Origin of the sequence: Mesorhizobium sp., assembly GCF_004963255.1 — a bacterium.
GTDB lineage: Bacteria > Pseudomonadota > Alphaproteobacteria > Rhizobiales > Rhizobiaceae > Mesorhizobium.
Genome location: NZ_SUGA01000009.1, coordinates 127,023 through 148,315, shown reverse-complemented (window position 1 = coordinate 148,315; position 21,293 = coordinate 127,023). Strand labels below are relative to the sequence as shown.

Annotated in this window: 31 protein-coding genes and 2 tRNA genes; 19 read left to right on the top strand and 14 right to left on the bottom strand. The window is 63.5% G+C overall.

From position 1 onward, the window contains the following. Positions 1-187: 187 nt before the first annotated feature. From E5X34_RS13120 to E5X34_RS13100, 5 genes are all read right to left on the bottom strand, one after another. Positions 188-844 carry a hypothetical protein gene (locus E5X34_RS13120; RefSeq protein ID WP_292565035.1) on the bottom strand — a complete coding sequence of 219 codons (657 nt, stop codon included), beginning with the start codon at positions 842-844 and terminating at the stop codon, positions 188-190. An 80-nt stretch (positions 845-924) separates the two neighbouring features. Next, positions 925-1,449 (bottom strand): hypothetical protein, encoded by a 525-nt coding sequence (locus E5X34_RS13115; RefSeq protein WP_292565032.1) that lies wholly within the window; start codon positions 1,447-1,449, stop codon positions 925-927. Next, entirely contained in the window at positions 1,433-2,056 is a 624-nt protein-coding gene (locus tag E5X34_RS13110) for a GcrA family cell cycle regulator (protein WP_292565030.1), read from the bottom strand. Before E5X34_RS13110 ends, E5X34_RS13115 begins: the two co-directional genes overlap by 17 nt. Further along, complete coding sequence (locus E5X34_RS13105; RefSeq protein ID WP_292565028.1) at positions 2,053-2,568, bottom strand: hypothetical protein; 516 nt, start codon at positions 2,566-2,568, stop codon at positions 2,053-2,055. Before E5X34_RS13105 ends, E5X34_RS13110 begins: the two co-directional genes overlap by 4 nt. A gap of 186 nt (positions 2,569-2,754) precedes the next feature. After that, positions 2,755-2,985, bottom strand: a complete 231-nt coding sequence (locus E5X34_RS13100; protein WP_292565025.1) for a helix-turn-helix transcriptional regulator — start codon at positions 2,983-2,985, stop codon at positions 2,755-2,757. A 73-nt stretch (positions 2,986-3,058) separates the two neighbouring features. On the opposite strand from E5X34_RS13100, the gene E5X34_RS13095 reads away from it, so the two are divergent. The 15 genes from E5X34_RS13095 (at position 3,059) to ssb (ending at position 11,975) form a co-directional block, all read left to right on the top strand. Next, the gene (locus E5X34_RS13095) at positions 3,059-3,727 is read left to right on the top strand and encodes a S24 family peptidase (protein ID WP_292565023.1); all 669 of its coding nucleotides are present in this window, start codon (positions 3,059-3,061) and stop codon (positions 3,725-3,727) included. A 9-nt stretch (positions 3,728-3,736) separates the two neighbouring features. Further along, a complete protein-coding gene (locus tag E5X34_RS13090; protein WP_292565020.1) occupies positions 3,737-4,030 on the top strand; it encodes a hypothetical protein in 294 nt (97 codons plus the stop codon). A 585-nt stretch (positions 4,031-4,615) separates the two neighbouring features. Next, positions 4,616-5,569 carry a YqaJ viral recombinase family protein gene (locus tag E5X34_RS13085; protein ID WP_292565018.1) on the top strand — a complete coding sequence of 318 codons (954 nt, stop codon included), beginning with the start codon at positions 4,616-4,618 and terminating at the stop codon, positions 5,567-5,569. Continuing rightward, a complete protein-coding gene (locus tag E5X34_RS13080) occupies positions 5,556-6,329 on the top strand; it encodes a hypothetical protein (RefSeq protein ID WP_292565015.1) in 774 nt (257 codons plus the stop codon). Before E5X34_RS13085 ends, E5X34_RS13080 begins: the two co-directional genes overlap by 14 nt. 25 nt (positions 6,330-6,354) lie before the next feature. Continuing rightward, on the top strand, positions 6,355-7,554 hold the full coding sequence (locus E5X34_RS13075; RefSeq protein ID WP_292565012.1) for a recombinase RecT: 1,200 nt from the start codon (positions 6,355-6,357) through the stop codon (positions 7,552-7,554). Continuing rightward, a complete protein-coding gene (locus E5X34_RS13070) occupies positions 7,551-7,832 on the top strand; it encodes a hypothetical protein (protein WP_292565009.1) in 282 nt (93 codons plus the stop codon). The genes E5X34_RS13075 and E5X34_RS13070 overlap by 4 nt, the downstream gene beginning before the upstream one ends. Then, complete coding sequence (locus E5X34_RS13065; RefSeq protein WP_292565006.1) at positions 7,829-7,963, top strand: hypothetical protein; 135 nt, start codon at positions 7,829-7,831, stop codon at positions 7,961-7,963. The genes E5X34_RS13070 and E5X34_RS13065 overlap by 4 nt, the downstream gene beginning before the upstream one ends. After that, positions 7,960-8,109 carry a hypothetical protein gene (locus E5X34_RS13060; RefSeq protein ID WP_292565004.1) on the top strand — a complete coding sequence of 50 codons (150 nt, stop codon included), beginning with the start codon at positions 7,960-7,962 and terminating at the stop codon, positions 8,107-8,109. The genes E5X34_RS13065 and E5X34_RS13060 overlap by 4 nt, the downstream gene beginning before the upstream one ends. Beyond that, complete coding sequence (locus E5X34_RS13055) at positions 8,106-8,456, top strand: hypothetical protein (protein WP_292565002.1); 351 nt, start codon at positions 8,106-8,108, stop codon at positions 8,454-8,456. Before E5X34_RS13060 ends, E5X34_RS13055 begins: the two co-directional genes overlap by 4 nt. Beyond that, on the top strand, positions 8,449-8,769 hold the full coding sequence (locus E5X34_RS13050) for a hypothetical protein (protein WP_292564999.1): 321 nt from the start codon (positions 8,449-8,451) through the stop codon (positions 8,767-8,769). Before E5X34_RS13055 ends, E5X34_RS13050 begins: the two co-directional genes overlap by 8 nt. Beyond that, entirely contained in the window at positions 8,766-9,566 is an 801-nt protein-coding gene (locus E5X34_RS13045; RefSeq protein WP_292564996.1) for a hypothetical protein, read from the top strand. The genes E5X34_RS13050 and E5X34_RS13045 overlap by 4 nt, the downstream gene beginning before the upstream one ends. Then, positions 9,566-9,781 carry an HTH domain-containing protein gene (locus tag E5X34_RS13040; RefSeq protein ID WP_292564993.1) on the top strand — a complete coding sequence of 72 codons (216 nt, stop codon included), beginning with the start codon at positions 9,566-9,568 and terminating at the stop codon, positions 9,779-9,781. The genes E5X34_RS13045 and E5X34_RS13040 overlap by 1 nt, the downstream gene beginning before the upstream one ends. Then, a complete protein-coding gene (locus E5X34_RS13035; protein ID WP_292564990.1) occupies positions 9,774-10,901 on the top strand; it encodes an AAA family ATPase in 1,128 nt (375 codons plus the stop codon). The genes E5X34_RS13040 and E5X34_RS13035 overlap by 8 nt, the downstream gene beginning before the upstream one ends. Before the next feature lie 38 nt (positions 10,902-10,939). After that, positions 10,940-11,488 carry a J domain-containing protein gene (locus tag E5X34_RS13030; RefSeq protein WP_292564987.1) on the top strand — a complete coding sequence of 183 codons (549 nt, stop codon included), beginning with the start codon at positions 10,940-10,942 and terminating at the stop codon, positions 11,486-11,488. A 1-nt stretch (position 11,489) separates the two neighbouring features. Continuing rightward, the gene (ssb, locus tag E5X34_RS13025) at positions 11,490-11,975 is read left to right on the top strand and encodes a single-stranded DNA-binding protein (RefSeq protein WP_292564984.1); all 486 of its coding nucleotides are present in this window, start codon (positions 11,490-11,492) and stop codon (positions 11,973-11,975) included. A 41-nt stretch (positions 11,976-12,016) separates the two neighbouring features. On the opposite strand, the gene E5X34_RS13020 is transcribed toward ssb, so the two are convergent. Further along, positions 12,017-12,712 carry a DUF4145 domain-containing protein gene (locus E5X34_RS13020; protein ID WP_292564981.1) on the bottom strand — a complete coding sequence of 232 codons (696 nt, stop codon included), beginning with the start codon at positions 12,710-12,712 and terminating at the stop codon, positions 12,017-12,019. Between the two features lie 83 nt (positions 12,713-12,795). Here E5X34_RS13020 and E5X34_RS13015 point away from each other — a divergent pair, with 83 nt between their 5' ends. From E5X34_RS13015 to E5X34_RS13005, 3 genes are read left to right on the top strand one after another with little or no spacing between them, the layout of a single operon-like run. Then, complete coding sequence (locus E5X34_RS13015; RefSeq protein WP_292564979.1) at positions 12,796-13,302, top strand: hypothetical protein; 507 nt, start codon at positions 12,796-12,798, stop codon at positions 13,300-13,302. Continuing rightward, on the top strand, positions 13,299-13,568 hold the full coding sequence (locus E5X34_RS13010) for a hypothetical protein (RefSeq protein ID WP_292564976.1): 270 nt from the start codon (positions 13,299-13,301) through the stop codon (positions 13,566-13,568). The genes E5X34_RS13015 and E5X34_RS13010 overlap by 4 nt, the downstream gene beginning before the upstream one ends. Next, entirely contained in the window at positions 13,556-14,692 is a 1,137-nt protein-coding gene (locus tag E5X34_RS13005; protein WP_292564972.1) for a hypothetical protein, read from the top strand. Before E5X34_RS13010 ends, E5X34_RS13005 begins: the two co-directional genes overlap by 13 nt. Before the next feature lie 68 nt (positions 14,693-14,760). Here E5X34_RS13005 and E5X34_RS13000 read toward each other — a convergent pair. Next, positions 14,761-14,837 (bottom strand) — tRNA-Asp (locus E5X34_RS13000). 217 nt (positions 14,838-15,054) lie between these two features. On the opposite strand from E5X34_RS13000, the gene E5X34_RS12995 reads away from it, so the two are divergent. Then, positions 15,055-15,130: transfer RNA gene (locus tag E5X34_RS12995), tRNA-Val, on the top strand. 78 nt (positions 15,131-15,208) lie between these two features. Here the strand turns inward: E5X34_RS12995 and E5X34_RS12990 are convergent. From E5X34_RS12990 to E5X34_RS12960, 7 genes are all read right to left on the bottom strand, one after another. Next, positions 15,209-15,748, bottom strand: coding sequence for a hypothetical protein (locus tag E5X34_RS12990; protein ID WP_292564969.1), 540 nt, complete (start codon positions 15,746-15,748; stop codon positions 15,209-15,211). A gap of 117 nt (positions 15,749-15,865) precedes the next feature. After that, complete coding sequence (locus tag E5X34_RS12985; protein WP_292564966.1) at positions 15,866-16,621, bottom strand: ABC transporter permease; 756 nt, start codon at positions 16,619-16,621, stop codon at positions 15,866-15,868. Further along, positions 16,618-17,391 (bottom strand): ABC transporter ATP-binding protein, encoded by a 774-nt coding sequence (locus tag E5X34_RS12980; RefSeq protein WP_292564963.1) that lies wholly within the window; start codon positions 17,389-17,391, stop codon positions 16,618-16,620. The genes E5X34_RS12985 and E5X34_RS12980 overlap by 4 nt, the downstream gene beginning before the upstream one ends. Then, on the bottom strand, positions 17,391-18,443 hold the full coding sequence (locus E5X34_RS12975) for an ABC transporter substrate-binding protein (RefSeq protein WP_292564960.1): 1,053 nt from the start codon (positions 18,441-18,443) through the stop codon (positions 17,391-17,393). The genes E5X34_RS12980 and E5X34_RS12975 overlap by 1 nt, the downstream gene beginning before the upstream one ends. Before the next feature lie 67 nt (positions 18,444-18,510). After that, positions 18,511-18,945: a VOC family protein gene (locus E5X34_RS12970; protein WP_292564957.1), complete on the bottom strand. Its 435-nt coding sequence runs from the start codon at positions 18,943-18,945 to the stop codon at positions 18,511-18,513. Positions 18,946-18,947: 2 nt separating this feature from the next. Next, positions 18,948-19,682, bottom strand: coding sequence for a FadR/GntR family transcriptional regulator (locus E5X34_RS12965; protein ID WP_126082454.1), 735 nt, complete (start codon positions 19,680-19,682; stop codon positions 18,948-18,950). Continuing rightward, complete coding sequence (locus tag E5X34_RS12960; protein ID WP_292564954.1) at positions 19,679-21,115, bottom strand: FAD-binding oxidoreductase; 1,437 nt, start codon at positions 21,113-21,115, stop codon at positions 19,679-19,681. Before E5X34_RS12960 ends, E5X34_RS12965 begins: the two co-directional genes overlap by 4 nt. Positions 21,116-21,293 lie beyond the last annotated feature (178 nt).

Sequence of the window (21,293 nt, the reverse complement as noted above, 5' to 3'; positions counted from 1 at the left end):
CTCGTCGGTGGCTTCGAGCCGGCGACGCTTCGCGGCGTAGCGAAGGCGGGAGAGGATCCGTGCGATCATCACCGCCCCCCGAAGAAGACGATGAGGCCGACCGTCACGAAGGAGGCCAGGAACAGCCCGAGTGCGATCGACATGGGCATGGAATGGTAGCCGCGCATGCGGCTGTGGTGCGAGCGCATCAGAACTTCTCCATGATGGATCGTCGCCGCTCGCTTTCTTCGCGAATGGCCTGCTCGGTCTTCGCGAGGCGTTGGTCAGCGGCGGCGGCCTCACGGCGCTTCCGCTCCTCGGCCTTGACGAACAGGTCGTCGATCGGCTGCGCGAGTTGCGGACAAAGCACCGTGCCGGCGTAGTGCCAGCCGGCTAGCGCGTCGGTACGGTCGTGTGAGAGATCTTCGTCGTTGGCCGAAATCCAGCCGAGGGCTATGCACTTGCGCCAGACCATCGGCTTGGCAATCTCGCCCTTGGCGTTCTTGCCGATGAAGTGGGTGCGGATTTTCGAGACTCGAGCGACCGACACCCGGTACATCTGCAGGCCGTACGCCATGCCCTGGATGGCGAACGGAAGGCCCATGAGGATTTCCTGGGTGGACACGGTCGTCTTGCCGTTGACCAATGTCGCTGGCAGGGGCGCCTCGACGACGATCTCGTCCGGCCGGTAGGACTGGATTTGCTCGGCCACGAATCGCATTGCGCCCCATGCGATGGCGCCCTGCGATGAGTCCTCAGGCGCGAAGCGGGCGCTGCCGGATTCCGGCTTCTCACCTGGCCGACCGCGCGCCCAGCCGTAGCGGCTGGCGGCGTCGACGAAGAGGATCTTCGGTGCGTCGGTCATTGGGGAAGGGGTCTCGAGGGGCCGCCCCGCCGCTGCAGCCCTCAGTCTTGAATCGCGCCTGTGGGCGGACGCGCTGGGTATTAGTGAGCGGCGGACTTGCCTTTGCCCTTCTTGGGGTCGGCGTCGTCCCATGCCTTGTTGGCGGCGTTGACGATGGCGGCCGTGGTCGCATCCTGCTGGCCGGGCTGTTCGCCCTCACGCTCGACTGCCGCGGCGCCGAGCCCGAAGCCGGCAAAGTCGGTGCCGAGCGCGGTCAGGATGTCGACGGCCTGAGTGCGCTGCTCGGCCTCAAGCTGGTCGACCCGCTCGCGCGCGGCTTCCTTGGCGCTTTCCAGCAGCTCGGCGTGCTTGCGAATCTTCTTCTGCCCGTCGACGATGGAGCGGACGACTGCCTTCGGCACACCAACGCTCTTCGCGTCGTTCAACTGTGCCGTGATCTCGTCGTTGGCCTTGGTGTTGATCGCTCGCTTCTTCGCCTTGAACTCTACGTCCAAGTCATGCAGCAGACGCTCACGCTCCTGCTCAATGCGGTCGCATTCGTCGACATACGACGATGCCTCCTCGGCGGACGCGCGATTGCGGCCGCCCTCAAGAACTCGCGCCATGGCGATACTCCTTCGGGGGTGGGGCTAGGTTGTAGGCAATGCGGTGATGTTCACGGCAATAGGCGCCGTCGGCAGGACGTCCGCAGTAGGTGGGGTCCTTGCCGTAGAGGCCGTTCACCGGCCAGTGGCACTCCCCGCCCTGAATGTCGGCGAGGTCGACGGGTACGGAATCGGGGAGAGGGAGGAAGTACGATTCGCGTGTCGTGAAAGTGGGAATGACGGCTGGCGTCGATGGTGACGGCGCCGGCGGCGGCAGCACGATCGGCGCCGGCTTCGCCTTCTGCTTTTCCGGCCTGAGAGCAACATGCTCGATACCGGCGATCAGCTTCTTCCGCTTCGGCGCGGCCGGCGTTTTGGAGGCGCCCTTCCTTGCCGTCGACCGCGCTCTGTTCGCCTTGATCGCGGCTGGCGCGGCTTTGCTAAAGCTCAGTTTCAGCCGGTGCACCCGGCCGATGATTGCGTTCCGGCTAAAGGTTCCGAAACGCTCCGAGATCTGGGAGGCTGACAGGTTCTCGGCGAGAAGTGCCTTCAGCCTCTCGTCCGCTTCCGGCGTCCAACGTGCGTAGAATGGGCGCTGGCGCTCTCTTGGAGTTGGGCCACGGGTCATAGGCGACCTCCGACCGGAACTCCGGCACAAGCCAGGCCGCGAAGCGCCCCGCTCGATCCCGCATCATGATTGCCCGGAACATCAATCGGTCGGCCCGCGATGCGCGCCAGCGCTTCCATTTGGACGCGAGAAAGCGACGCGCCCTCAGCGGCAAGAGCTGCTGCAAGACGGTTGGTGGTGGCGATGAATTCTCTTTGTTCACGTTTGGCCTCCTCGAGGGCCTTGAGTTCGCGAAGGGCGACGACCTCCTCGAAGTCGATGCGACGCGCCTCGCCGAAGAACCACGTCTTGACGCGGTTCCAGGTAAGAGCTTCGAGGCAGGACGCGAACGAAGGTTTGGTCAGTTCGCGGTGAACCGCGCTGACCTGCTGCTTCCAGCCTTGGCCTGGTGCGAGCAAGCCGCCAAGCTCGCGGGTGAGGGGCTGGACCGACGCGAGGCTAGACATGCGCTGCCCTCGCGAACGGAATTCTGAGGCCTCGGAACGAAATTCCGAGAGATCGGAATCGGGCATCGGTATCTCCATTTCCAGCGACGGAAATGAACGGAGACAGGGATGACCGAACGGACGAGAAAGAGGGGTGGGCCACCAAGCCGATCAGGATCGGCAAGAGGCCCACCATGGCCGGCTCCACCCACGATTGGGTTACGAGCCGGGGAGCGCGCAGCGGGAAGGACGGGACGGTGCGCGCAAAGGAAATCATTCTGCCGCCTCTTGCGTGGCGGGTTCTTCCGGGCAGAGCGCGTCGGCAGTGCCGTTGGCCGCTGCCGCGACGAGCATCTGAAGCAGGCGGAGCACCGCGCCTACCGCGGGCCGCCCATTTTCCATGTGGGACACGCTGGACCGGTCGATCCCGAGATAACGGGCCAGACGGTCCTGGTTCCAGTTGACGCTCTTGCGGAGAGCTCGGATGTCGATTGCTTCGCTCATGACCAAAGCGTGCATAACGCACTGTACAAAGTCAAGTCGAAACGCACGCTATTTTCGTGCTTAATGCACTGTCATGGAATACGATGATCGCCCCGACCCCGCGAAACGCCTTGAAATCGCTCGCAAAAAGCGGGGTTTCAAGACCGCGCGGGATGCTGCCAATTTTTATGGTTGGAGCATCGACTCCTACGCTCAGCATGAGAATGGCACACGCGGTCTCGTCCGCGCCGCAGCGCGTTATGCGAAAGCGTTCGGTGTAAGCGAGGCGTGGCTGCTGACGGGCGAGGGAGAGCCGGAGGCCATGACTATTCCCGTGGTTGGGTATCTTGGCGCCGGCGCAGAAATCGAGCCTGACTTCGAGCAAGTTCCGCCTGAAGGGCTCTACCAGATCGAGCTGCCGCTGGCGGTGCCGGCCGACATGATCGCCTTCGAGGTTCGCGGCGAATCAATGCTGCCGGTCTTCAAGCCGGGACAGGTCGTGGTGGTCTGGAAAGAGCAGCGCAAGCCCCTCGAGGATTTCTATGGGAGTGAGGCGGCGGTCCGAACCTCAGACGGGCGGCGCTTCATCAAGACCATCATGCGCGCTGGTAGCGGCTTGGTGAACCTCCTGTCCTGGAACGCTGCACCGATTGAGAACGTCCACCTGGAATGGATTGGCGAGATCTTCGCCACGCTGTCGCCTGCGGCTGTGCGCCAGGCGCCGCGGCGAGGTATCCAGGGCCAACTGAGGCTGCGGGCGTGAGGGCTGTTCGTGGCGACGCTAGTCCTGGCGGCGCATGCTTGGGCAGATGAGGAATCGACGTCCATCTCCAAGCCGTTTTTCGGATGCACCGACCTGACAGCCTTCAAGGACGGTCTTCGGCTGCTCAAGGAGACCGACATCGTGGCGTTCAAAAAGTTGATTCGGGAGCGCGGCTGCCACGAGTTCAACAAAGGCGAAAAGACGTTCCGTCGCCAACTCAGCGAGGATGCCCTCTACGCTTGCATTCGGCCCGAAGGCGAGCCGGACTGCTTTTGGACGCTCCCCGATCTGACAACGAAGTGACTTTAGTCTGCGCGCGAGCGCGTCAGCGCGATCGCGCGGATGACAGATAAAAACCTCCATCCAAATAGCTCTACGGTAGACGTTTCACTCTACGATGAACCGTAGAGCTGCAACCTGAAACCTCTCAGTCGCGGGGCGCTTGAAGCGCCCTCGAGTACACCGCTCCACGACTCAAGGTTGGCGGCTACTCGCGCGTGCGAGACGGCCGCAACAGAACGCACGGCAAAAGAATTTGCGTGCGTTTCGCACTTTTCTGCTTGACCAGTTGCAGTGCGTTATGCACGCTATAGGCAGATTGGAGCGAACCGATGCCATCAGAACCAGCCTCCCGTGTGACCCGAGAAGCGCTACGTGCCGTCCTATCGAAGTGGATGGCTGGTGGCAGATTAACCCCGGCCGAAAATGCGCTGGTGCGCCGCCTCTGCGCCGTGAACATGGCGCAGCAGATCGCCAAGGCCCCCCTGTGATGGTTCGGGCGGTCGTATTCGGCGCCAGCGCAGGCGTGGTCGTGGTGGCACTGTACGGCTACCTCTGCTTCGAGATCCTGCCGCAAGTCCTCTGGGCCGCGTTCCTTGGAGCTCAGCCATGACGGTCGAGACCCATTATCCCAGAGACCGCGAGGAATGGCTTGCCCTTCGCCAACACGACGTGACGGCCTCCGTCGCGGCCTCTCTGCTCGGCATCCACCCATACAAAACACCATACGGACTTTGGGCGGAGAAGACTGGTCGCGTCAGGGAAGATACCGAAGAGACCGAGGCAATGGAGCGGGGCAACCTCCTTGAGCCGGTCGCGGTCGCGATGCTCGCGAAGCGCCAGCCGACTTGGGACATCATCTACAAGAACAACCGCGCCTATTATCGCGATGCCGACCAGCGCATCGGCGCCACGCCGGACGCGTTCGTCAGGATCCCGGGCCGACTAGGTCTCGGCAACCTGCAGATCAAGACCGCATCTGAGGATGCCTTCCGGAAATATTGGCTGGACTCGGACACGGACGAGGTGGTGCCACCAACGTGGATTGCTGTCCAGGCAATCGCCGAGGCGAAGCTGACCGGCTGCGCCTACGCCATGGTCGCCGTCGTCGTTGTGACCTGGCGGGGGAACCTGCGGCTGTATGTCGTGGATATTCCGCTGCACGAAAAGCTCTGGACCCGGCTGGTCACCGAAGTCGGCAAGTTCTGGGCGCTCGTCGGCGACGGCGGCGAGCCTCCGATCGACTGGCAGCGAGACGGTGAGGTCGTGCTCGATGTTTATGACTCGAGCTACATCGATCGTCGCGACCTGACATCCGATACCGACCTCGACGGGATCGTCGGCCGGTACAAGGCCCTGAAGGAAAAGGCTGCCGAGGCGACAAAGCAGGCCGACGTCCTCAAACCCCAGATCATCTACGCGCTCGGCAATTCCGAGGCCGGCTTCACTGCCGGCTGGGAGATCACCGCGCGCACGCAAGACCGAGAAGCCTACACCGTGAAGGCTTCGACCATGCGCCCATTGCGCATCAAGCCAAGGAAATCCGCCGATGCAAGTTTCTGACGCACCATCTATCGCCGGCCCCGGCCACAACCTAGCCACCACGACCGACATCCTGCGCGACAGGTTCGCCGATCTGATCGGCCAGGTCGACGGTATCGCAGACAGAGCGAACCGGGCTCGTGAACCCCTCGGTGAGGAGGGCATTGTTACCGAAGACGAGCAGCGCGACCCGTTGGTCAGCATAGGCATCGACGCCGGCAAACTCTCACGGCTGATCGACGCGAAGCGCCTCGAGTCGACCAAGCCGCTCCGGGACGAGGTCGAAGAAACCAACAAGTTCTTCAACGCGCTCGCGGCCCGCATGGACCGCATCAAGACGCGGTTCGAAGAGATCGTCGGCGCCTACGATAGGAAGAAGCGAGACGAGGAGAGGAGGCGTGCCGCAGAAGCGGCGCGTCTCGCCCAGGAAGAGGCCGATCGCAAGCTCGCCGAGGCACAGGCCGAGCAGCACAGCGTGGTCGCCGACGTCATCGTGAACGAGGCCATTGCGGCCGAACAGAAGGCGGACCGGCTCGCCGCCGCAGCATCGACGGCCGGCATCGGCCCGACCAGGACCGACGCCGGCACGATCTCGTCGTCGTCGTCTTGGACCTTTGCAGTCGAGGATTGGCAGAAGGTCGATGTCGCCGAGCTGCGCGACCAATTCAGCGTGGCCGAGATCGAGAAGGCCATCCGCGCCCACGTCAAGAAATTCAAGAACACCCGGCCGCTCAAGGGCGTCCGCATCTTCCAGGACGAGAAGACCCGATTCCGCGGCTGATCGCGGCCACAAGAGGAGTGCCCTTATGAACGCAATGACGAAGACGGAAGAGCGCCAGCCGCCGCAGATGGTGGCTTTCCGCGCTCAACTCGAACAGCGGCTTGGCAGCTTTGCAGAGGCGCTTCCACCACAGATCACGCCGCAGAGGTTCAAGAGCGTTGTGATGCAGGCGGTGATGGCGGCGCCAGAACTCCTCGCCGCTGACCGCGTGTCCCTCTTCGAATCCTGCCTTGCCGCTGCGAACGACGGCCTGGTGCCGGATAAGCGCGAGGGCGCGCTGGTCGTCTACAACACCAAGCTTCCCAAGGAGAAGAAGACCGACCCTGATGTCTGGATCAAGAAGGTGCAGTGGCTCCCCATGGTCCGTGGGATCCTGACCAAGATCTACAACACCGGCAAGGTCAAGTCGGCCAGCATGGACATTGTCTATGGGGGTGACCACTTCCGCTATTGGAAGGACGACGAGGGCGAACACCTCGAGCATGAACCGGCCGAGGATCGCGACAAGAACATCATGCGGCGGGTCTATGCGCACGTCGTGATGAAGGCGTCCGAGGGTGGCGGCGTGTTTGCCGAAGTCCTCGACATGGACGACGTCGCCAAGGTCCGCTCCAAATCCAAGGCGAAGGACAGTGGCCCGTGGGCCGACTGGTTCGAGGAGATGGCGAAGAAGACGCCGATGAAGCGTCTCGCCAAACGCTTGCCGTTCGCCCGTGAAATCCAGCAGGTGCTCGACCGGGACAACGCCCTCTACGATTTGGAGCGCCAGCCCGATACCCGCCGGCGCTCGGGCAGCCTCGCGCAGCAGCTCGACGAGCTCGCCGACGGCGGGCGGGGAAACCTCATCGAACACAATTCCCAGGTGCCGATGGACCAGGAGACCGGTGCCGGCGCCGGCGACAAGGTGACGGCATCCGACAAGAAATCCGCATCAGCCCAGCCCCCCGCCGATGCGGAACGGCGCGACGAACGACCGGCATCGGCGTCGCGCCAGGCGCCCGAGGGTGAGTCCTCGGGCGCCACCAATTCCGAACTCACGGTCGAGGAGGCGCGCAAAGCCGGTGCCACCGCTCGTGAAGATGGCCGCAGCCGGAAAGCGGTGCCGGCCAAATTCAAGGCCAACGAGCAGTTGCTCGAAGGGTATCTCGCCGGCTTCGACGGCGACCCCGAGGACAACGGCGACGTCGACGAAAGTGAGCCGGATGAGGAGGGCGATCGCCAATGACCACGTTCGGCATCACCCGCACTGAGGCCACGCGTGGCGCGTCGGCCGCATTCGTAGCCGAGCTCGACAAGAGCATCGACGAGCTGACCGAGCAGCTATCGCTTCTGCAGACGCTTCGGCGGGCCACCGCCGGCGCATTCGGCTTCGACCGCCGCGGCGACGAGGCCGGCACATTCGGCAAAGCCGCCGATGCCGCGAAACGCGCGATCTACGAAGGCGAGAACGGCGGCGGCACCGATGGCGAGGGTCGTCTGGTCCCGAGAGGAGCGGCCGCATGAGAGCTCTCGGCGCAGTCCTCGCCGCCATCCTCGCGGTTGCTGCCAGCGTCGTCTTCATGCTGGTCGCGATCGCCTGGATCACGGTCCTGCCGTTCCTCGGGCTCTTCTGGTTGCTCGGGTGGCTCGCATGACGACCTTCCGCGTCCACCTAGCCGACGGCACGCATCGTGACGTGCCCGCAGCAACGCCGGCCGCCGCAGGAGCGGCGGTCCGCGCCACCACCGACCTGATCGTCACCAAGGTGAAGGTCGTCAGGCAGGAAGGGAAAGCAGCATGATGGAGATCCACGCCGAGGTGATCGACACCTTCCAGCGCGGCGCCGTGCGCGTCATGTGCGTGACCGAGCCCGGGCACACCGTCGTGCTCGGCAAGGAAGGTGAGGTCAAGATCCCCTACAAGGCCGGCGACGTCGTCCTGGTCGGAGTCGACGACCGCCTGATCTGCGGCCCGATCGGGTTCGAAGGCGGCGTCGAGTTCGCAGAGAGGATCCTGTCGGGCGACAGCCGCGCGATGACCCAGCCCGCCGGTCTGCAGATGCTCGCCACTGTCCTGGTCGCGCTCTCGACCTTGCCGCAATTTCAGCCGCCGGCGTCGGCCGCCGCGGCGGGGGTGGCCCATGGCTGAGGCCAAATCCCCAACGCCGATGAGCCACACCGATGTTCGGCGGGCTGCTCATCTGATCGAAGTGCGCGGCAAATATCAGCGCACCCTCGACGGACTCAAAACCGTCACGACAATCAACGGCTTGAACAACGCCGCCATTACGATGGATCACGGCGACGGCCACGCGCAGAAATGGCCCTTGGCGCATCTCCTGCGCGAGCTCGACGTCGAAGAGCAGTTCGGCAACAAGATGATCGAGTTGCTGCTCACCGTTGCTGCCGGGAAGATCGGTGAGATCAACGCCGAACTGAAAAACCTCGGGGTTGCAACGTGACCGCACCCCTGACCCTCATCCGCGTCGTCGACACGGAGACGACCGGGCTCACCGACCCCAAGGAACTGGTTGAGATCGGCTGGACCGACGTCCGCCTCTTCCCAACCGGGTGGGCGATCGAGAGCGGGCCCCATGCTCGCCTCGTCAACCCCGGCATGCCGATCACCCCCGGTGCGCGCGCTGCTCATCACATCACCGATGAGGAAGCGGCGACCGGAATGTCGCCCGACTATGCGCGCGCGCTGATATCGCCCGGCCCGGACTACATCTGCTGCCACCAACTGGCCTTCGACGAGCCTCTGCTGAAAGCAGGTAAGCCCGGCATCTGTACGTTCAAATGCGCGAAGGAAGTCTATCCGGACCTCGAGTCCCACAAGAACGGCGCTCTCTGGTACGCGCTCGGCCTCGGCGGCGGTGCTAAGCAGATGGAGCCGGTGCACAGGGCCGGCCCCGACAGTTGGACGACTGCGCACATCTTACTCGACCTCCTGCGCGTGCTGCCGGTCGAGACCATGGTCGAGATCTCGGCCAACCCGATCCGTCTGCTGAAGATGGCCTTCGGCAAGCACGCCGGCATGTCGTTCACCGAACTGCCGTGGGATTACCTCGACTGGATCGTCAACAAGTCGAACATGCGCAATGAGCCAGAGCACGAAGACGTGGTGCATACGGCGCGCCTCGAGCTCGTGCGCCGTGCCGACAGCCCGGCCGAGACGCGGCCGCCAGCCAAGACCACGCAACCAGAGATTTTCGACCAAGACCCCGACGCGTGGCGTCGGGAGATGGAGAGATTCTGATGACCAAGGCCACCATCCGCATGGGGAAAATCGTTGTGGCGCTCCGGAAGGGCATCACCACGGCCGACAAGCTGGCCGCTGCCAGTAGAGCTTCAGTCCGCCAGACCTATCGCGACATCGCCACCCTGAAGCAGTGGGGCATGCTGATCGAAGGCTCGGCCGGACTTGGTTACGAGCTGCGCGTTCGCAAAGGTGCGGGGTTGCATCATGGCTGAGGTTCGCAACTGGTCGCCACAGCAAGCTGCCGCGCTCGACGCCGTCGCAGCATGGTATGGCAGCGGCCTCTCCCGCAAGCAGGTCTTCCGCGTGTTCGGTTACGCGGGCACCGGCAAGACGACGCTCGCGCGGCACTTCGCCGGCGGACTACGAGGCCAGGTGCACTATATGGCCTACACCGGCAAGGCCGCCATGGTGATGCGGAAGAACGGCTGCCTTGGCGCCATGACAATTCACGCCACCATATACGCAGTCGAATTCGACCACGTAACCGGGGTCAAGAAATTCGTCCTTCGCGACATCGACGACCTCGGCGATGCGGCGCTCTTCGTGATCGACGAATGTTCGATGGTAGACGAAGAGATCGGCAAGGACATCCTGTCCTTCGGTGTACCCGTCCTAGTGCTCGGCGACCCCGCCCAGCTTCCGCCAGTGCGGGGCGGTGGCTTCTTCACCGACGCCGAGCCGGACGTCATGCTTACCGAAATCCACCGGCAGGCGGCCGAGAACCCGATCGTGCGGATGGCGACAACCATCCGCGAGGGCGGCCGCCTGGAATTCGGCACCTACGGACCGAGCGAGGTCATCAGGCGATCGGCGCTAACCCAGGATCACGTGCTGCAAGCGAGCCAGGTGCTCGTCGGCCTCAATAAGACACGGGCCGCCTACAACACCCGCATGCGTGAACTGCTTGGCCGAATGAGCGACTTGCCCGAGCCCGGCGACCAGCTTGTTTGCCTGAAGAACGACCGTAACAAAGGTATCTTCAACGGCGGGCTCTGGCAGGTGGTCGAACTCCTCAAGCGTCGTAAGGGCCACCTCAACGATCACTGCATCCGGATGCATGTAACGTCGCTCGACTTCGACTCGACCACCCCCATCGACGTCCGGGTCCGCGAGGAATTCTTCCGCGGGCAGGGCAACGAAATCCCGTGGCGGGAACTCAACGGCTTGCAGCAATTCGACTTCGGCTACGCGCTTACCGTTCACAAAGCCCAAGGCAGCCAATGGGACACGGTCTGCCTCTTTGACGAAAGCGGCACCTTTCAATCCGATCGCGCACGCTGGCTTTACACGGGCCTGACCAGAGCGGCCGAGAAAATCACGGTGGTGATGTGATGGAGGCGCAACGCTATCCGCTTACCTGGCCCGAGACTATGCCGAGGACGACCAACAAGGTCGCCTCAAAGTTCAAGACGGCCCTGTCGACGGCGCTCAAGAACGTCAACTCGTCGCTCACCCTCTTCGCTGGCGATAGCGGCAAGCGCGTCGAGAATGTGGTCATCTCGTCAAACGTCACGCTCGGCGTCGAGCGGCCTGCGGACCCGGGCGTGGCGGTCTGGTTCGTCTGGGACGGCATGCAGGTCTGCATCGCCGTCGACCGCTACCCCAAGGTCGAGGACAATCTTCAGGCCATCCACCACATCGTCGAGGCCCGCCGCACCGAGATGCGGCACGGCGGCCTCCATATCGTGCGTGCAACGTTCCGCGGCTTCACCGCGTTGCCGGCGCCGAAAAACAAAGGCTGGCGCGAGGTCATGGATTTCCTGCCCCAGGACGAGCCGCAGATCACCCGCGACGTAATCGAGAGCCGCTTCAAACGGCTAGCGGCACAGCGCCACCCCGATAGGCCCGGCGGCTCGCATGACGCGATGACCGAGCTCAACCACGCCAAAGAACAAGCACTGAGAGAGAAAGGCAACTGAAATGGCCGGAAGCGTCAACAAGGTAATCCTCGTCGGGAATCTCGGTGCTGATCCCGATATCCGTCGCCTGAATAGCGGCGACCCGGTCGTCAACCTTCGCATCGCCACATCCGAGTCCTGGCGGGACAAAAACTCGGGTGAGCGCAAGGAGAAGACCGAGTGGCACCAGGTCGTCATCTTCAACGACAGCCTCGCCAAGGTCGCCGAGCAATATCTCAAGAAGGGGATGAAGGTTTTCATTGAGGGTCAGCTACAGACCCGCAAATGGACTAAAGACGGCCAGGATCATTACACGACCGAGATTGTGCTGCAGAAGTTCCGCGGCGAACTGCAGATGCTCGACTCGAGGAACGAGAACGGCGGCGGCGACCGGCGCGATGATGATCGCGGTGGCGGCCGGCGCGATGACGGCCGGTCCGGCGGCGGCAACAGGCGCCAGCAGAGCAACCAGTCGAGCCGCGAGCTCGACGACGAGATCCCGTTCTGATGAGCCACTACAAGATGACGTCCGGCATCGGGGATCGCGCGCTATGGCGACTGTCGACGAATTTCGACCTCTTTTGGCAGGGTGATGAGATACTTCAGGAACGCATCGCAGAAGCCCCGGGCCGCGATGAGGTCAGACCGTTCAACCTGGTCGTCATGGGCGCCGTCGTTCCCTATCACTCGGATTTCGTCGGCCCAGTCGCCCATTGCCTTGGGCATGACACCGGTCCTCACGAGTTCCTTAATCTGCGACGCCAATGCTCCTGGCAGGCCAGGATGGGTGGCTTTAAGCGCTCGCTCAAGCGCTCGGCGATACATCGTAGCGGCTGCTTCTTCATGCCCAGCCTGCAAAAAGTTCGTTTCTGCTTGAGTCAGAGCTTTTCCTACATCCTGCGGAATGTGGTTCGGCAGCTGAGTATCAGGCAGACGGCTAAAAAACGGGGCGATAAGAACGTTCTGCCCATTAAGGTTCCTGTCGGCACCGCCGGAACAATAGGTGCGCAACAATTCGGCCAGGGATGGCCACGACGCGTTTCCGCTCGTGTGGACTGTAAATATCAATGGTTTTTCACAATGCGAGCAAACCGCAAAGACGTACCCGAAAGGGTAACCACCGCCCTGATTTCTTGGGGAGGTCGGACACGAATACGCGACCAAAGTCATCGTAATTTTTTTCGAGTTGCACTCAATACAGTCGGCGACCAACGAGCCCATCGGAGTTCCGTCATTCGGCAGCAAGGGATCGCCAAGCTATCTTTCTCTCCGCTGAAGGCAAGTATATCCCTCAGCGATTCGACCAGCATGCCAGGGAAGCGTACATCATGACGCCGACGGTTGTGCATCGCTTTGAGATCCCGCTGCGCGAGGCGCTGGGCCTGCTTGTCGGGGACGAGCGTGCCGGATCCAGTGCGGGATGGAAAATTGTGGTCGAGGACGAGGCGGTGGTCGTCGATCTGGTTGAGCCGTGGGCCGAACGCTCAATCGCCGTTCCGCCGGATTTCGACCACGAGAAGCTGTTGGCAATGATCGAGGCAGGCGAATTCCGCCTGCCGCCGCCAGAGCCCCCACCATCGCCGCCGCCCGCTGGCCAGGCGGAGTCGCCACCACGCAAAGGCGGCCCGCTGGCGCAGCGCGCGGGCATTCTCTGCAACGAGGGAGCGTTTCGGCTTTGGGCCGAGGTCCAGACACCGGACGCTGCCAAGGCATTTATTTACCGCCGGTGCGGGGTCGAAAGCCGCGTCGACCTTGATTACGAGGAAGAGGCGGCGGCGAAGTTCAAGGAGATGACTCTTGAATATGAGGTGTGGTTGGAGATGCCCGACCCATGACAATCCGCTTCGTGATCGACCCTCGTATGGTCCCGCCGGAGAAGATCGCTCGGCGCCTCGGCGTGACGCCGGCCGTATTCGAAGCGAAGCGCGCCGAGCTCGAGGGCACAGGCTTCCCGAAGCCCGACCGGGTGCTGGGGAATTACTGTTTAGAAGCTGTGGACAAGTGGATCGATGCGCAGGTGGGTTTGACCCGGGCCGACGATCCGGCTTCCGCTCAAGCTGCGATGCTTGCGGCTGTGCGGGGTAAGGCATGGGCAAAGTGAAGGTTCGCTACTACAGCGTTATCAAGGGACGGGGCTATTGGCAGCCCACGGCCGTGATGCGCGCTGCAGGCTTCAAGCCGCAATCGTGCGGCCCGGACGGGCCGTCCGCGTGGGCGATAGCCGAGCAGTTGAACAAGGCTTGGGACGAGCGGGACGCGCCGGCGGACGAGGCAACGCCGGCGCCGATCGTGGAAACCTGGCCGGTCGGCTCGGTCGGGGAGGCGTTCTTCGTCTACCGCGGCACCAACGAGTGGGCGAAAAAGGCGGTCCGGACGCGCGAGGATTGGGAGAGAGCTTGGAAATACATCGGGTCGGTCTTTGGCAAATTCTCGCCGAAACTGGTGACGATGCCGGCGATCTCGGAATGGCGCCAGGCGATCGAGGACGGTATCAGCCTGCGCGAGGCTCACCGTGCCCTGAAGATATGGCGCGCGCTATGGAAGGTGATGGCGGCATTGAAATATTGCGAGAAGGATCAGGATCCGTCTCTTGCCGTTGTCAACACCGAGCCGAAAGGACGCTCAGCGACTTGGAATGAGGGCGAAGCCGTCCGTCTGATCAAACGCGCGATTCGCGAGGGATATAAGGGGCTTGCTGCCGCCCTTGCGTGTATGTGGGACGGAGCTGTGGCTCCCGTCGACGCTCGCACGCTGAAGTTGTCGCAGAAGCGCCAGGACGACAAGGGCATCTGGTTTGATATTACCCGCGGCAAGACGGGCCGCGACGGCGTCCTGACGCTGTCGCGGCGCACCGAGCGGCTGTTCAACTGGTATCTGCGCGAGCAGTTCGGCGAGGCCGAGCCAATCGGCAGCATGGAGATTTTCCGTACCCGCCGCGGCGCCGCTTACCGGAAGAACTCTTTCTCAGAGGATTTTCGTGACATTCGAAAACTGGTGTTCCCCGGTGACACCCGCATGATGCTGGACTTCCGCCGCTCGGGGAGCACCGAGGCTGTGGCGGGCGGTGTCGAAGGCACTGCCCTTTCGGCCAAACTGGCGAACTCGCTGTCCGAATCGAAGAAGCTCGAGCAAACCTATGTGCCGGTCCAAGTCGAAATGGTGAGGCGCGCCGACGATGCCAGACGGGAGGGAAGGCGAGCTCTGAGGGGGAACAAAAAGAGCTAAAAGTCTGAATTGCCGGTCTGGCGTTCAGACTTTTCACCCTCTACCCAACGGCTAACTCATTGAAAAGATGGCGCGAGTGACGGGGCTCGAACCCGCGACCTCCGGCGTGACAGGCCGGCACTCTAACCGACTGAGCTACACCCGCGCACTGACGAGCACGTGTCAGGCGTGTCGTCGTTGAGGCGCTGGATAAGGGGTTCGCCTGCGGGTGTCAAGCGCGGCTTTCAACCATTACAGCAATCAGGAGAAGGTTTTTTGACAGCGGCGTCGAGGCCGGGGAAAACCTGCCGCGACAGGCGCGCCGTACGGTTCATTTGGCCTTGCGAAGCCGAGCCTAACTGCTTAAAGGTCCGCGCTCAGGCGGGCGATTAGCTCAGTTGGTAGAGCGCTTCGTTTACACCGAAGATGTCGGCGGTTCGAGCCCGTCATCGCCCACCATTACGCCGAACAAGCTGAAGCAGAACGCGGCAGCGGCCCTTGCCAGGGCCACCGCCTTATCGAGCTGCGGTCAGGCCGCTACTGCCTGACGTAGCAGCGCTTGTGAGCGCCGGGCGCAGGATCGTCGCCGAAAGCGTCGTTGCCGCAGCGAACGCCGTTCCTGAAGACGTCCTGGGTGTATTGGCCACGTGCGCCGTATCTGACCATCGCGCGGCCGCGGAAATCGCAGAATTCACCCTCCCTGGCGCAAGCGACCCATTCGCCACGGCCTGGGCGCGAGCCGTAGTCATCGTCCCCGTAATCATTGTCATCGCCGTAGCCGCCGCCACGCGCCACGAAATAGCAGGCCTTCTCGCGGCCGGGGGCGGGGTCGCCAAAAACGCGATTCGAGCAAGGGACGGCTCGACGATCGAAAAACCGGGAGGTCATTCGACCGCGCGCGCCGTAGACCACTTCCGTGGGGTAGGGCAGGCGGCAAATGCCACCCTCATTCGCGCATCGCCGCAGCTGCTGCGCCGACGCGGTGGTAGGGAACAGGGCCGTAGCGGCCGCGGCCAAGCCGACGAGGCAGATGAAGGCCAGCGTTGCTCGGATCGAGACGTGAAAAGTTCTTAACACGAATTGTCTCCCGGTTTGGTTGTACGCCGGCATCCTACAGCAGGCGGATTAAATGCGCGATGAATGCCTGATCGGGAGACCATTGTTAACTCGGGCGGTCCTACGGGCGGCCGGGGCTCAATATCTAATGATCCGCCGCTCAACGAGGACCACCAGGCAGAACAGCGCGATCGACAGCGACGACGAAAGAATGATCGCGGCGTAGAGCCGGTCGGACTGATAGTTGAAGGTCGCCTGGATGATCAGCGCGCCGAGCCCTTTGTCCGAGCCGATCCACTCGCCGACGATGGCGCCGATCACGGCGGTGGCCGACGCGATCCTGAGGGACGAGAACAACATCGGCAGAGCACGGGGCAGGCGCAGGCCCCAGAAGATCTCCGAGCGTGTCGCCGACAGCACCCGGAACAGCTCGTGTTCGTTGCCGCTGGCCGAATCGAGGCCGCGGATCATGTTCACCAGCGTCGGGAAGAAGCAGATCACCGCGGCGATGACGATCTTCGGCGTCATGCCGAGGCCGAAGATCAGGATGATGATCGGCGACAGCGCCAGGATGGGGATGGTGTTGAAGAAGAGCACGATCGGGAAATAGGCGGCCTGCAGGACGCGGCTGTGGACGAAGAGCACGGCCAGCAGCACGGCAGCGAGATTGCCGATGACGAAGCCGGCCAGCGCTTCGATCAGCGTCGGCCTGAGATTGTCCATGAGGAGCGAAAAGTTCTTCTGGAAGACGCCGAAAATGGCCGTCGGCGTCGGCACGATATAGGCCGGCACGCCGAGCAGCGGCAGAATGTATTGCCAGGCAAGCAGGATCGAAGCCGCGCCCAGGACCGGAAGCGCAACCGTCGTTTGCGGGGAGAGCGGCGCCTGTCTCACGATGCGCGCTCCAGCGCCACGCGCAGATCGGCCATGGCGGCGACCATCGCCGCATCCTCGCGCTTGCAGCGATTGCCTTCCTGCTTGAGGGGCCGCATGTCGAGGTCCTTGACGACACGTCCCGGATTGGCGGCCAGCACGATGACGCGCTCGCCGAGATAGGCGGCTTCGGCGATCGAATGGGTGACGAAGAGGATGGTCGTGCCGCTGCGCCGCCAGAGCGCCAACAGCTCGTCGTTCAACCGGTCGCGCGTGATCTCGTCCAGCGCGCCGAAGGGTTCGTCCATCAGAAGCAGTTTCGGTTCGCCGAGCAAAGCGCGCGCGATCGCCACGCGCTGGCGCTGGCCGCCGGAGAGCTGGTGCGGCAGGCGCTCACTGAGGGCGCCGAGCCCCATCAATTCAAGCAGTTCCGTGCTGCGATCCTCGATCTTGCGTGTCAGGCTGCGCAGGCCGACGCCAAGCGGCAGGCGCACATTGTCGCGCACCGTGCGCCAGGGCAGGAGGGTCGAATCCTGGAAGACGAAGCCGACATCGCGCCGCGAGCGCACTGCATGCGGCGTCTCGCCCAATACTCTGATCGTGCCGCCGAGCGGATCGAGCAGATCGGCCACCACGCGGAGCAAGGTGGACTTGCCGCAGCCTGACGGCCCCAGGATCGACAGGAAGGAGCCGGCCGCGACGGTCAAGTCGAGGCCGGCGAGCACTTTGACGGCCGCCTGCCGGCCGCCATAGCCGACATCCAGCTGTCGGGCCTCAATCGCGCTTGGCATCAGGCCGCGGGCGCGTCGAGCTTGGGCCGGTCCGCGGCGGAAAGCTCCAGGATCTTGGTGGTGTAGACATCGGCGGCGGCCGGGCGTCCGTTCGGATACTGGCCGACCTTATCGAGCAGCGCCAATTGCTCCTCGATCGAGGCCGGATCGAACGTGCCCCAGCCGTCCTTGGCGGTCGCGCCGTCGAAGGAGAGCTTCAGCACCAGATTGACCGTCTTCTCCTCCCAGCCGAGATCCATTTCCGGATAGGCGGCGACCATCTTCTTCACCGCTTCCTGCGGATTGGCATGCACCCAGCCCCAGCCTTTGCCGACGGCGCCGATGAACTTCGCCAGCGTCTCAGGATCCTTCTCGATTGCCGCGTCGGTGGCGAAATAGACATCGGCGTAGGAGCTCAGCCCAAGGTCGCGCGTCAGAAGGTCGATGCGGTCGTCGCCGACGACGCTGAGCGCCTGGGTGTTGGTAATCCAACCGCCGATCGCGTCGACATCGCCGCGCACCAGCGGCGCCTTGTCAAAGCCGACATTGACGATGGTCACCTCCGAGGGGTCCATGCCGTTCTTGGCCAGGATCTCGTCGATGACGAAGCGTGCCGTCGGCTGGATGCCGATCTTCTTGCCCTTGAGATCAGAGACACTGTGGATCGGCTTGGCCGGTTTCGAGGTCAATGCGTAAGGACCGGTACGGAAGCCGCAGGCGATGATCTTGATCGGCACGCCGCTGGCGCGGGCAGAATAGAGCTGCGGCGTTTCCGAGAACTGCCCAAGCTGCGCGGCGCCCGAAATGACCGGCGGCACGGTCGACGCGTTGGGGCCGCCGGGGCTGAACTCGACCTCCAGCCCAGCGTCCTTGAAATAGCCGTTGGCGACGGCCGCGATATCGCCGATCTGGCCGTTGGACATCAACCAGTCATACTGGATGACGACCTTGCCCGCGGCCTTGGCGCCCGGCGTCAGCACCAGCTGCATGCCGGCAGATACGGCGGCCACCGCTGCCATGCCGCCTTTCACGAAAGCACGGCGGTTCAATTCGAAGTCCCTGTTCCCACTCATTTTTCGCTCCTGTTGCAGACTTTTTTCGTCTCTTCTCCAGGCGCCGTTCCCTTCGGCGCGGCGTCGTCTACGGCTGTTCGTCGTGGTAATCGCCAGGGCCGCCGTCGAGCCAGGCGTAAAGCTCCCAGAGCGTGTCGTCCGGGTCGCTGAAATAGGCGCAGCGCGCCTTCCAGACGTAGTTTTCCGGCGGACCGTAGAAGGGCACGCCCTTGGCGCTGAGTTCAGCGTGCATGCGGTCGATGTCGGCCGGTGTGTCGAGCTGCACGGCGACACAAACCTTGTGCGCGTGGCGCGGCGATCTCAGGTTGGACACGCCGGTGTGCCGGTTGATGTGGTCGAGCTCCCAGGCAGCGAGCGTCACGCCCTCGCCATGGAAATCGGCAAAGCCTTCGGCGCGGCGGCGCAAGCGGAAGCCGAGCTTGTCGACGTAGAAATCGACCGTCCGTTCGATATTTTCGACCAGCAGGCAGACGTCGGAGATGCGGGTGACGCTCGCAGGCATGGCTATTTCGCTCCGGTGTCTTTCGAGAGCGGCAGCTTGACGCCGACGCGGTTGGCGGCGCCGACGATATGCGTGCGCATCGCCGCCTCCGCCGCAGCCGGATCGCCCGCCACCAGAGCCTCATAGATGCGCACATGTTCGCCGACATTGATCTCGACGAGGTCGTGCAGCGGGTTCGTCATGCGCGCGTAGTGGATCGAGTGGCGGATCTGCTCGCAAACGAAGGAAATGAAGGTGTGGATGTAGCTGTTGCCGGTGGCGCGCGCGATCTCGCGGTGGAAGAGCAGGTCGGCGTCGATGCTGCCTTCTTCCCAGCGCTCCTCGCCGCCCATGCGGTCGAGCGCAGCCTTGATCGAATCGAGATGGCCCTGATTGCGGCGCGCCGCTGCCAGCGCCGCCGATTCGGCCTCGAGGATGCAGCGCAGTTCGAACAGCCGCTCCATGTTGTGCGTGTCCTTGAGCGCCTCGCGGTCGATGCGGATCGCTGCCCGCTGCTCGGGCGCCAGCACGAAGGCGCCGATGCCTTGGCGCGCCTCGATCATGCCGTCGGCGCGAAGCTGGGCGATCGCCTCGCGCACGACATTTCGGCTGACGCCGAATTTTTCGGACAATTCCTGCTCGGTCGGCAGGCGCGCGCCGGGGTTCAATTCGCCGGATTCGATCTCGCGGCTGAGGAAGGCGGCGACCCGGTGCGGCAATGTCTCGACAGTGCCGATGGCGGCCAGTCTCTGCTTCATGGAAAAGTCTCCGTCGCGGGCAACAGGCAACCGGGATTCATCAGGCCCTTGGGGTCGAGTGCGCCCTTCAGCGCCGCGACCATGCGGCGATGCGCCGGCGAAAGCCCGGCCCAGAATTCCTTGCGGCGGCTGCGGCCGATGCCGTGCTCCGCGCTGATCGAGCCGCCGAGACCGATGGCGATTTCATAGAGCCCGGCGATGACTTCGGCGCCCCGGGCACGGGCTTCATCCTCGGCAAGTTCGAGCGGAGGCAGCACGTTGAAGTGGATGTTGCCGTCACCGGCGTGGCCGTAGGCGAGCGGGATCCAGCCGGGATGGTCATTCGCGACGAAGCGGCGGGCTCTTTCGATGAGGCTGGGGATGTCGGAAATCCTCACCGACAGGTCAGTGCGCACATGATAGCCACGCTTGGCCTGGCCTTCGACCAGACCTTCGCGGATCACCCAAAAACTCCTGGCCTGCGTCGTGCTCGCGGCGAGAACCGCGTCGGTTACAAGGCCATTTTCGATGGCATCGCCGAGGAGGCCGGCCAGCAAGCTGTTGAGGTCGATAGCAGCGCTGGATGACAATTCGATCAGCACGTGGACGGGCGCGGCGACCGGTGCCCTCATCGCCGGGTCGATCAGCTTGGCAAGCTCGATGCATTCGGCACCGATGATCTCGAAAGCGGAGACTAGGTCCGAGCAGTCGCGGCGCGCCTGGTTGAACAGCGCCACGGCCGCCTCGAACGAGGCTAGGCCGAGGTAAGCGGTCTCGGTTCGCGCCGGTTTCGGAAACAGCTTGACCTCGACACCGGTGATGATGCCGAGCGTGCCTTCGGAGCCGATGAAAAGCTGCTTCAGGTCGTAGCCGCTGTTGTTCTTGCGCAGACCGGAGAAGCCGTTCCACAGTTCGCCGTCCGCCAGCACGACTTCGAGACCGAGGATCAGGTCGCGCGCCATGCCATAGCGCAGCACGTTGACGCCGCCGGCATTGGTCGCCGCATTGCCGCCGATCTGGCAGCTGCCTTGCGCGCCGAGCGCGAGCGGAAAGAGGCAATCTCGCACCTCGCAGGCGTCCTTGATCGTCTGCAGCACGCAGCCGGCATCGGCTTGCAGCGTGAAATTGTCTCTATCGATCTGCCGGATGGCGTTCAGCCGCTCCAGGCTCAAGACAACCAGGCCGCCGCCCTTGCTGTCGATCGCGCCCGATACCAGCCCGGTGTTGCCGCCTTGCGGAACGATGCCGAGCCCAAGCTCGTTGCACAAACGCATCAGGGCCTGGACTTCGCCGACCGAGCCGGGCCGCAGCACGGCAAGCGCTCGGCCGCGATAATCGCCCGCCCAGTCGCCCAGATATTTCGCCATTCCAGCCGGCTCGGCGGCAATGCCGTTTCGGCCGACGGCGCCTTCCATGGCGCTGAGTATTTCCGGCGAGAGGCTATGAACGGTCATGGAGATTCATGTCTGGATATCAGGTGATACATATCATCCTACAACTTACTTCGAGTCAATCGCTCTCTTATTCGGCGAACAGGTCATCGGCTCGTTCAAGGCAGGTGGAACTGACCATGCGGCTGGCAAGCCGAGACTGCTCGGTAGGCCCTGCCTATGCACCGTCCTGGCCGATTGT

Coding starts and splice junctions, on each gene's coding strand:
- E5X34_RS12980 (WP_292564963.1), bottom strand. CDS start 17,391: ATGCCAAGCGCGATTGAGGCCCGACAGCTGGATGTCGGCTATGGCGGC.
- E5X34_RS12965 (WP_126082454.1), bottom strand. CDS start 19,682: ATGAAGCAGAGACTGGCCGCCATCGGCACTGTCGAGACATTGCCGCAC.
- E5X34_RS13060 (WP_292565004.1), top strand. CDS start 7,960: ATGACGACCTTCCGCGTCCACCTAGCCGACGGCACGCATCGTGACGTG.
- E5X34_RS13015 (WP_292564979.1), top strand. CDS start 12,796: ATGACGCCGACGGTTGTGCATCGCTTTGAGATCCCGCTGCGCGAGGCG.
- E5X34_RS13065 (WP_292565006.1), top strand. CDS start 7,829: ATGAGAGCTCTCGGCGCAGTCCTCGCCGCCATCCTCGCGGTTGCTGCC.
- E5X34_RS12960 (WP_292564954.1), bottom strand. CDS start 21,115: ATGACCGTTCATAGCCTCTCGCCGGAAATACTCAGCGCCATGGAAGGC.
- E5X34_RS13075 (WP_292565012.1), top strand. CDS start 6,355: ATGAACGCAATGACGAAGACGGAAGAGCGCCAGCCGCCGCAGATGGTG.
- E5X34_RS13120 (WP_292565035.1), bottom strand. CDS start 844: ATGACCGACGCACCGAAGATCCTCTTCGTCGACGCCGCCAGCCGCTAC.
- E5X34_RS13070 (WP_292565009.1), top strand. CDS start 7,551: ATGACCACGTTCGGCATCACCCGCACTGAGGCCACGCGTGGCGCGTCG.
- E5X34_RS13080 (WP_292565015.1), top strand. CDS start 5,556: ATGCAAGTTTCTGACGCACCATCTATCGCCGGCCCCGGCCACAACCTA.
- E5X34_RS13095 (WP_292565023.1), top strand. CDS start 3,059: ATGGAATACGATGATCGCCCCGACCCCGCGAAACGCCTTGAAATCGCT.
- E5X34_RS13100 (WP_292565025.1), bottom strand. CDS start 2,985: ATGAGCGAAGCAATCGACATCCGAGCTCTCCGCAAGAGCGTCAACTGG.
- ssb (WP_292564984.1), top strand. CDS start 11,490: ATGGCCGGAAGCGTCAACAAGGTAATCCTCGTCGGGAATCTCGGTGCT.
- E5X34_RS13110 (WP_292565030.1), bottom strand. CDS start 2,056: ATGACCCGTGGCCCAACTCCAAGAGAGCGCCAGCGCCCATTCTACGCA.
- E5X34_RS13050 (WP_292564999.1), top strand. CDS start 8,449: ATGGCTGAGGCCAAATCCCCAACGCCGATGAGCCACACCGATGTTCGG.
- E5X34_RS13030 (WP_292564987.1), top strand. CDS start 10,940: ATGCCGAGGACGACCAACAAGGTCGCCTCAAAGTTCAAGACGGCCCTG.
- E5X34_RS13055 (WP_292565002.1), top strand. CDS start 8,106: ATGATGGAGATCCACGCCGAGGTGATCGACACCTTCCAGCGCGGCGCC.
- E5X34_RS13040 (WP_292564993.1), top strand. CDS start 9,566: ATGACCAAGGCCACCATCCGCATGGGGAAAATCGTTGTGGCGCTCCGG.
- E5X34_RS13005 (WP_292564972.1), top strand. CDS start 13,556: ATGGGCAAAGTGAAGGTTCGCTACTACAGCGTTATCAAGGGACGGGGC.
- E5X34_RS13035 (WP_292564990.1), top strand. CDS start 9,774: ATGGCTGAGGTTCGCAACTGGTCGCCACAGCAAGCTGCCGCGCTCGAC.
- E5X34_RS13105 (WP_292565028.1), bottom strand. CDS start 2,568: ATGCCCGATTCCGATCTCTCGGAATTTCGTTCCGAGGCCTCAGAATTC.
- E5X34_RS12975 (WP_292564960.1), bottom strand. CDS start 18,443: ATGAGTGGGAACAGGGACTTCGAATTGAACCGCCGTGCTTTCGTGAAA.
- E5X34_RS12970 (WP_292564957.1), bottom strand. CDS start 18,945: ATGCCTGCGAGCGTCACCCGCATCTCCGACGTCTGCCTGCTGGTCGAA.
- E5X34_RS13010 (WP_292564976.1), top strand. CDS start 13,299: ATGACAATCCGCTTCGTGATCGACCCTCGTATGGTCCCGCCGGAGAAG.
- E5X34_RS13085 (WP_292565018.1), top strand. CDS start 4,616: ATGACGGTCGAGACCCATTATCCCAGAGACCGCGAGGAATGGCTTGCC.
- E5X34_RS13115 (WP_292565032.1), bottom strand. CDS start 1,449: ATGGCGCGAGTTCTTGAGGGCGGCCGCAATCGCGCGTCCGCCGAGGAG.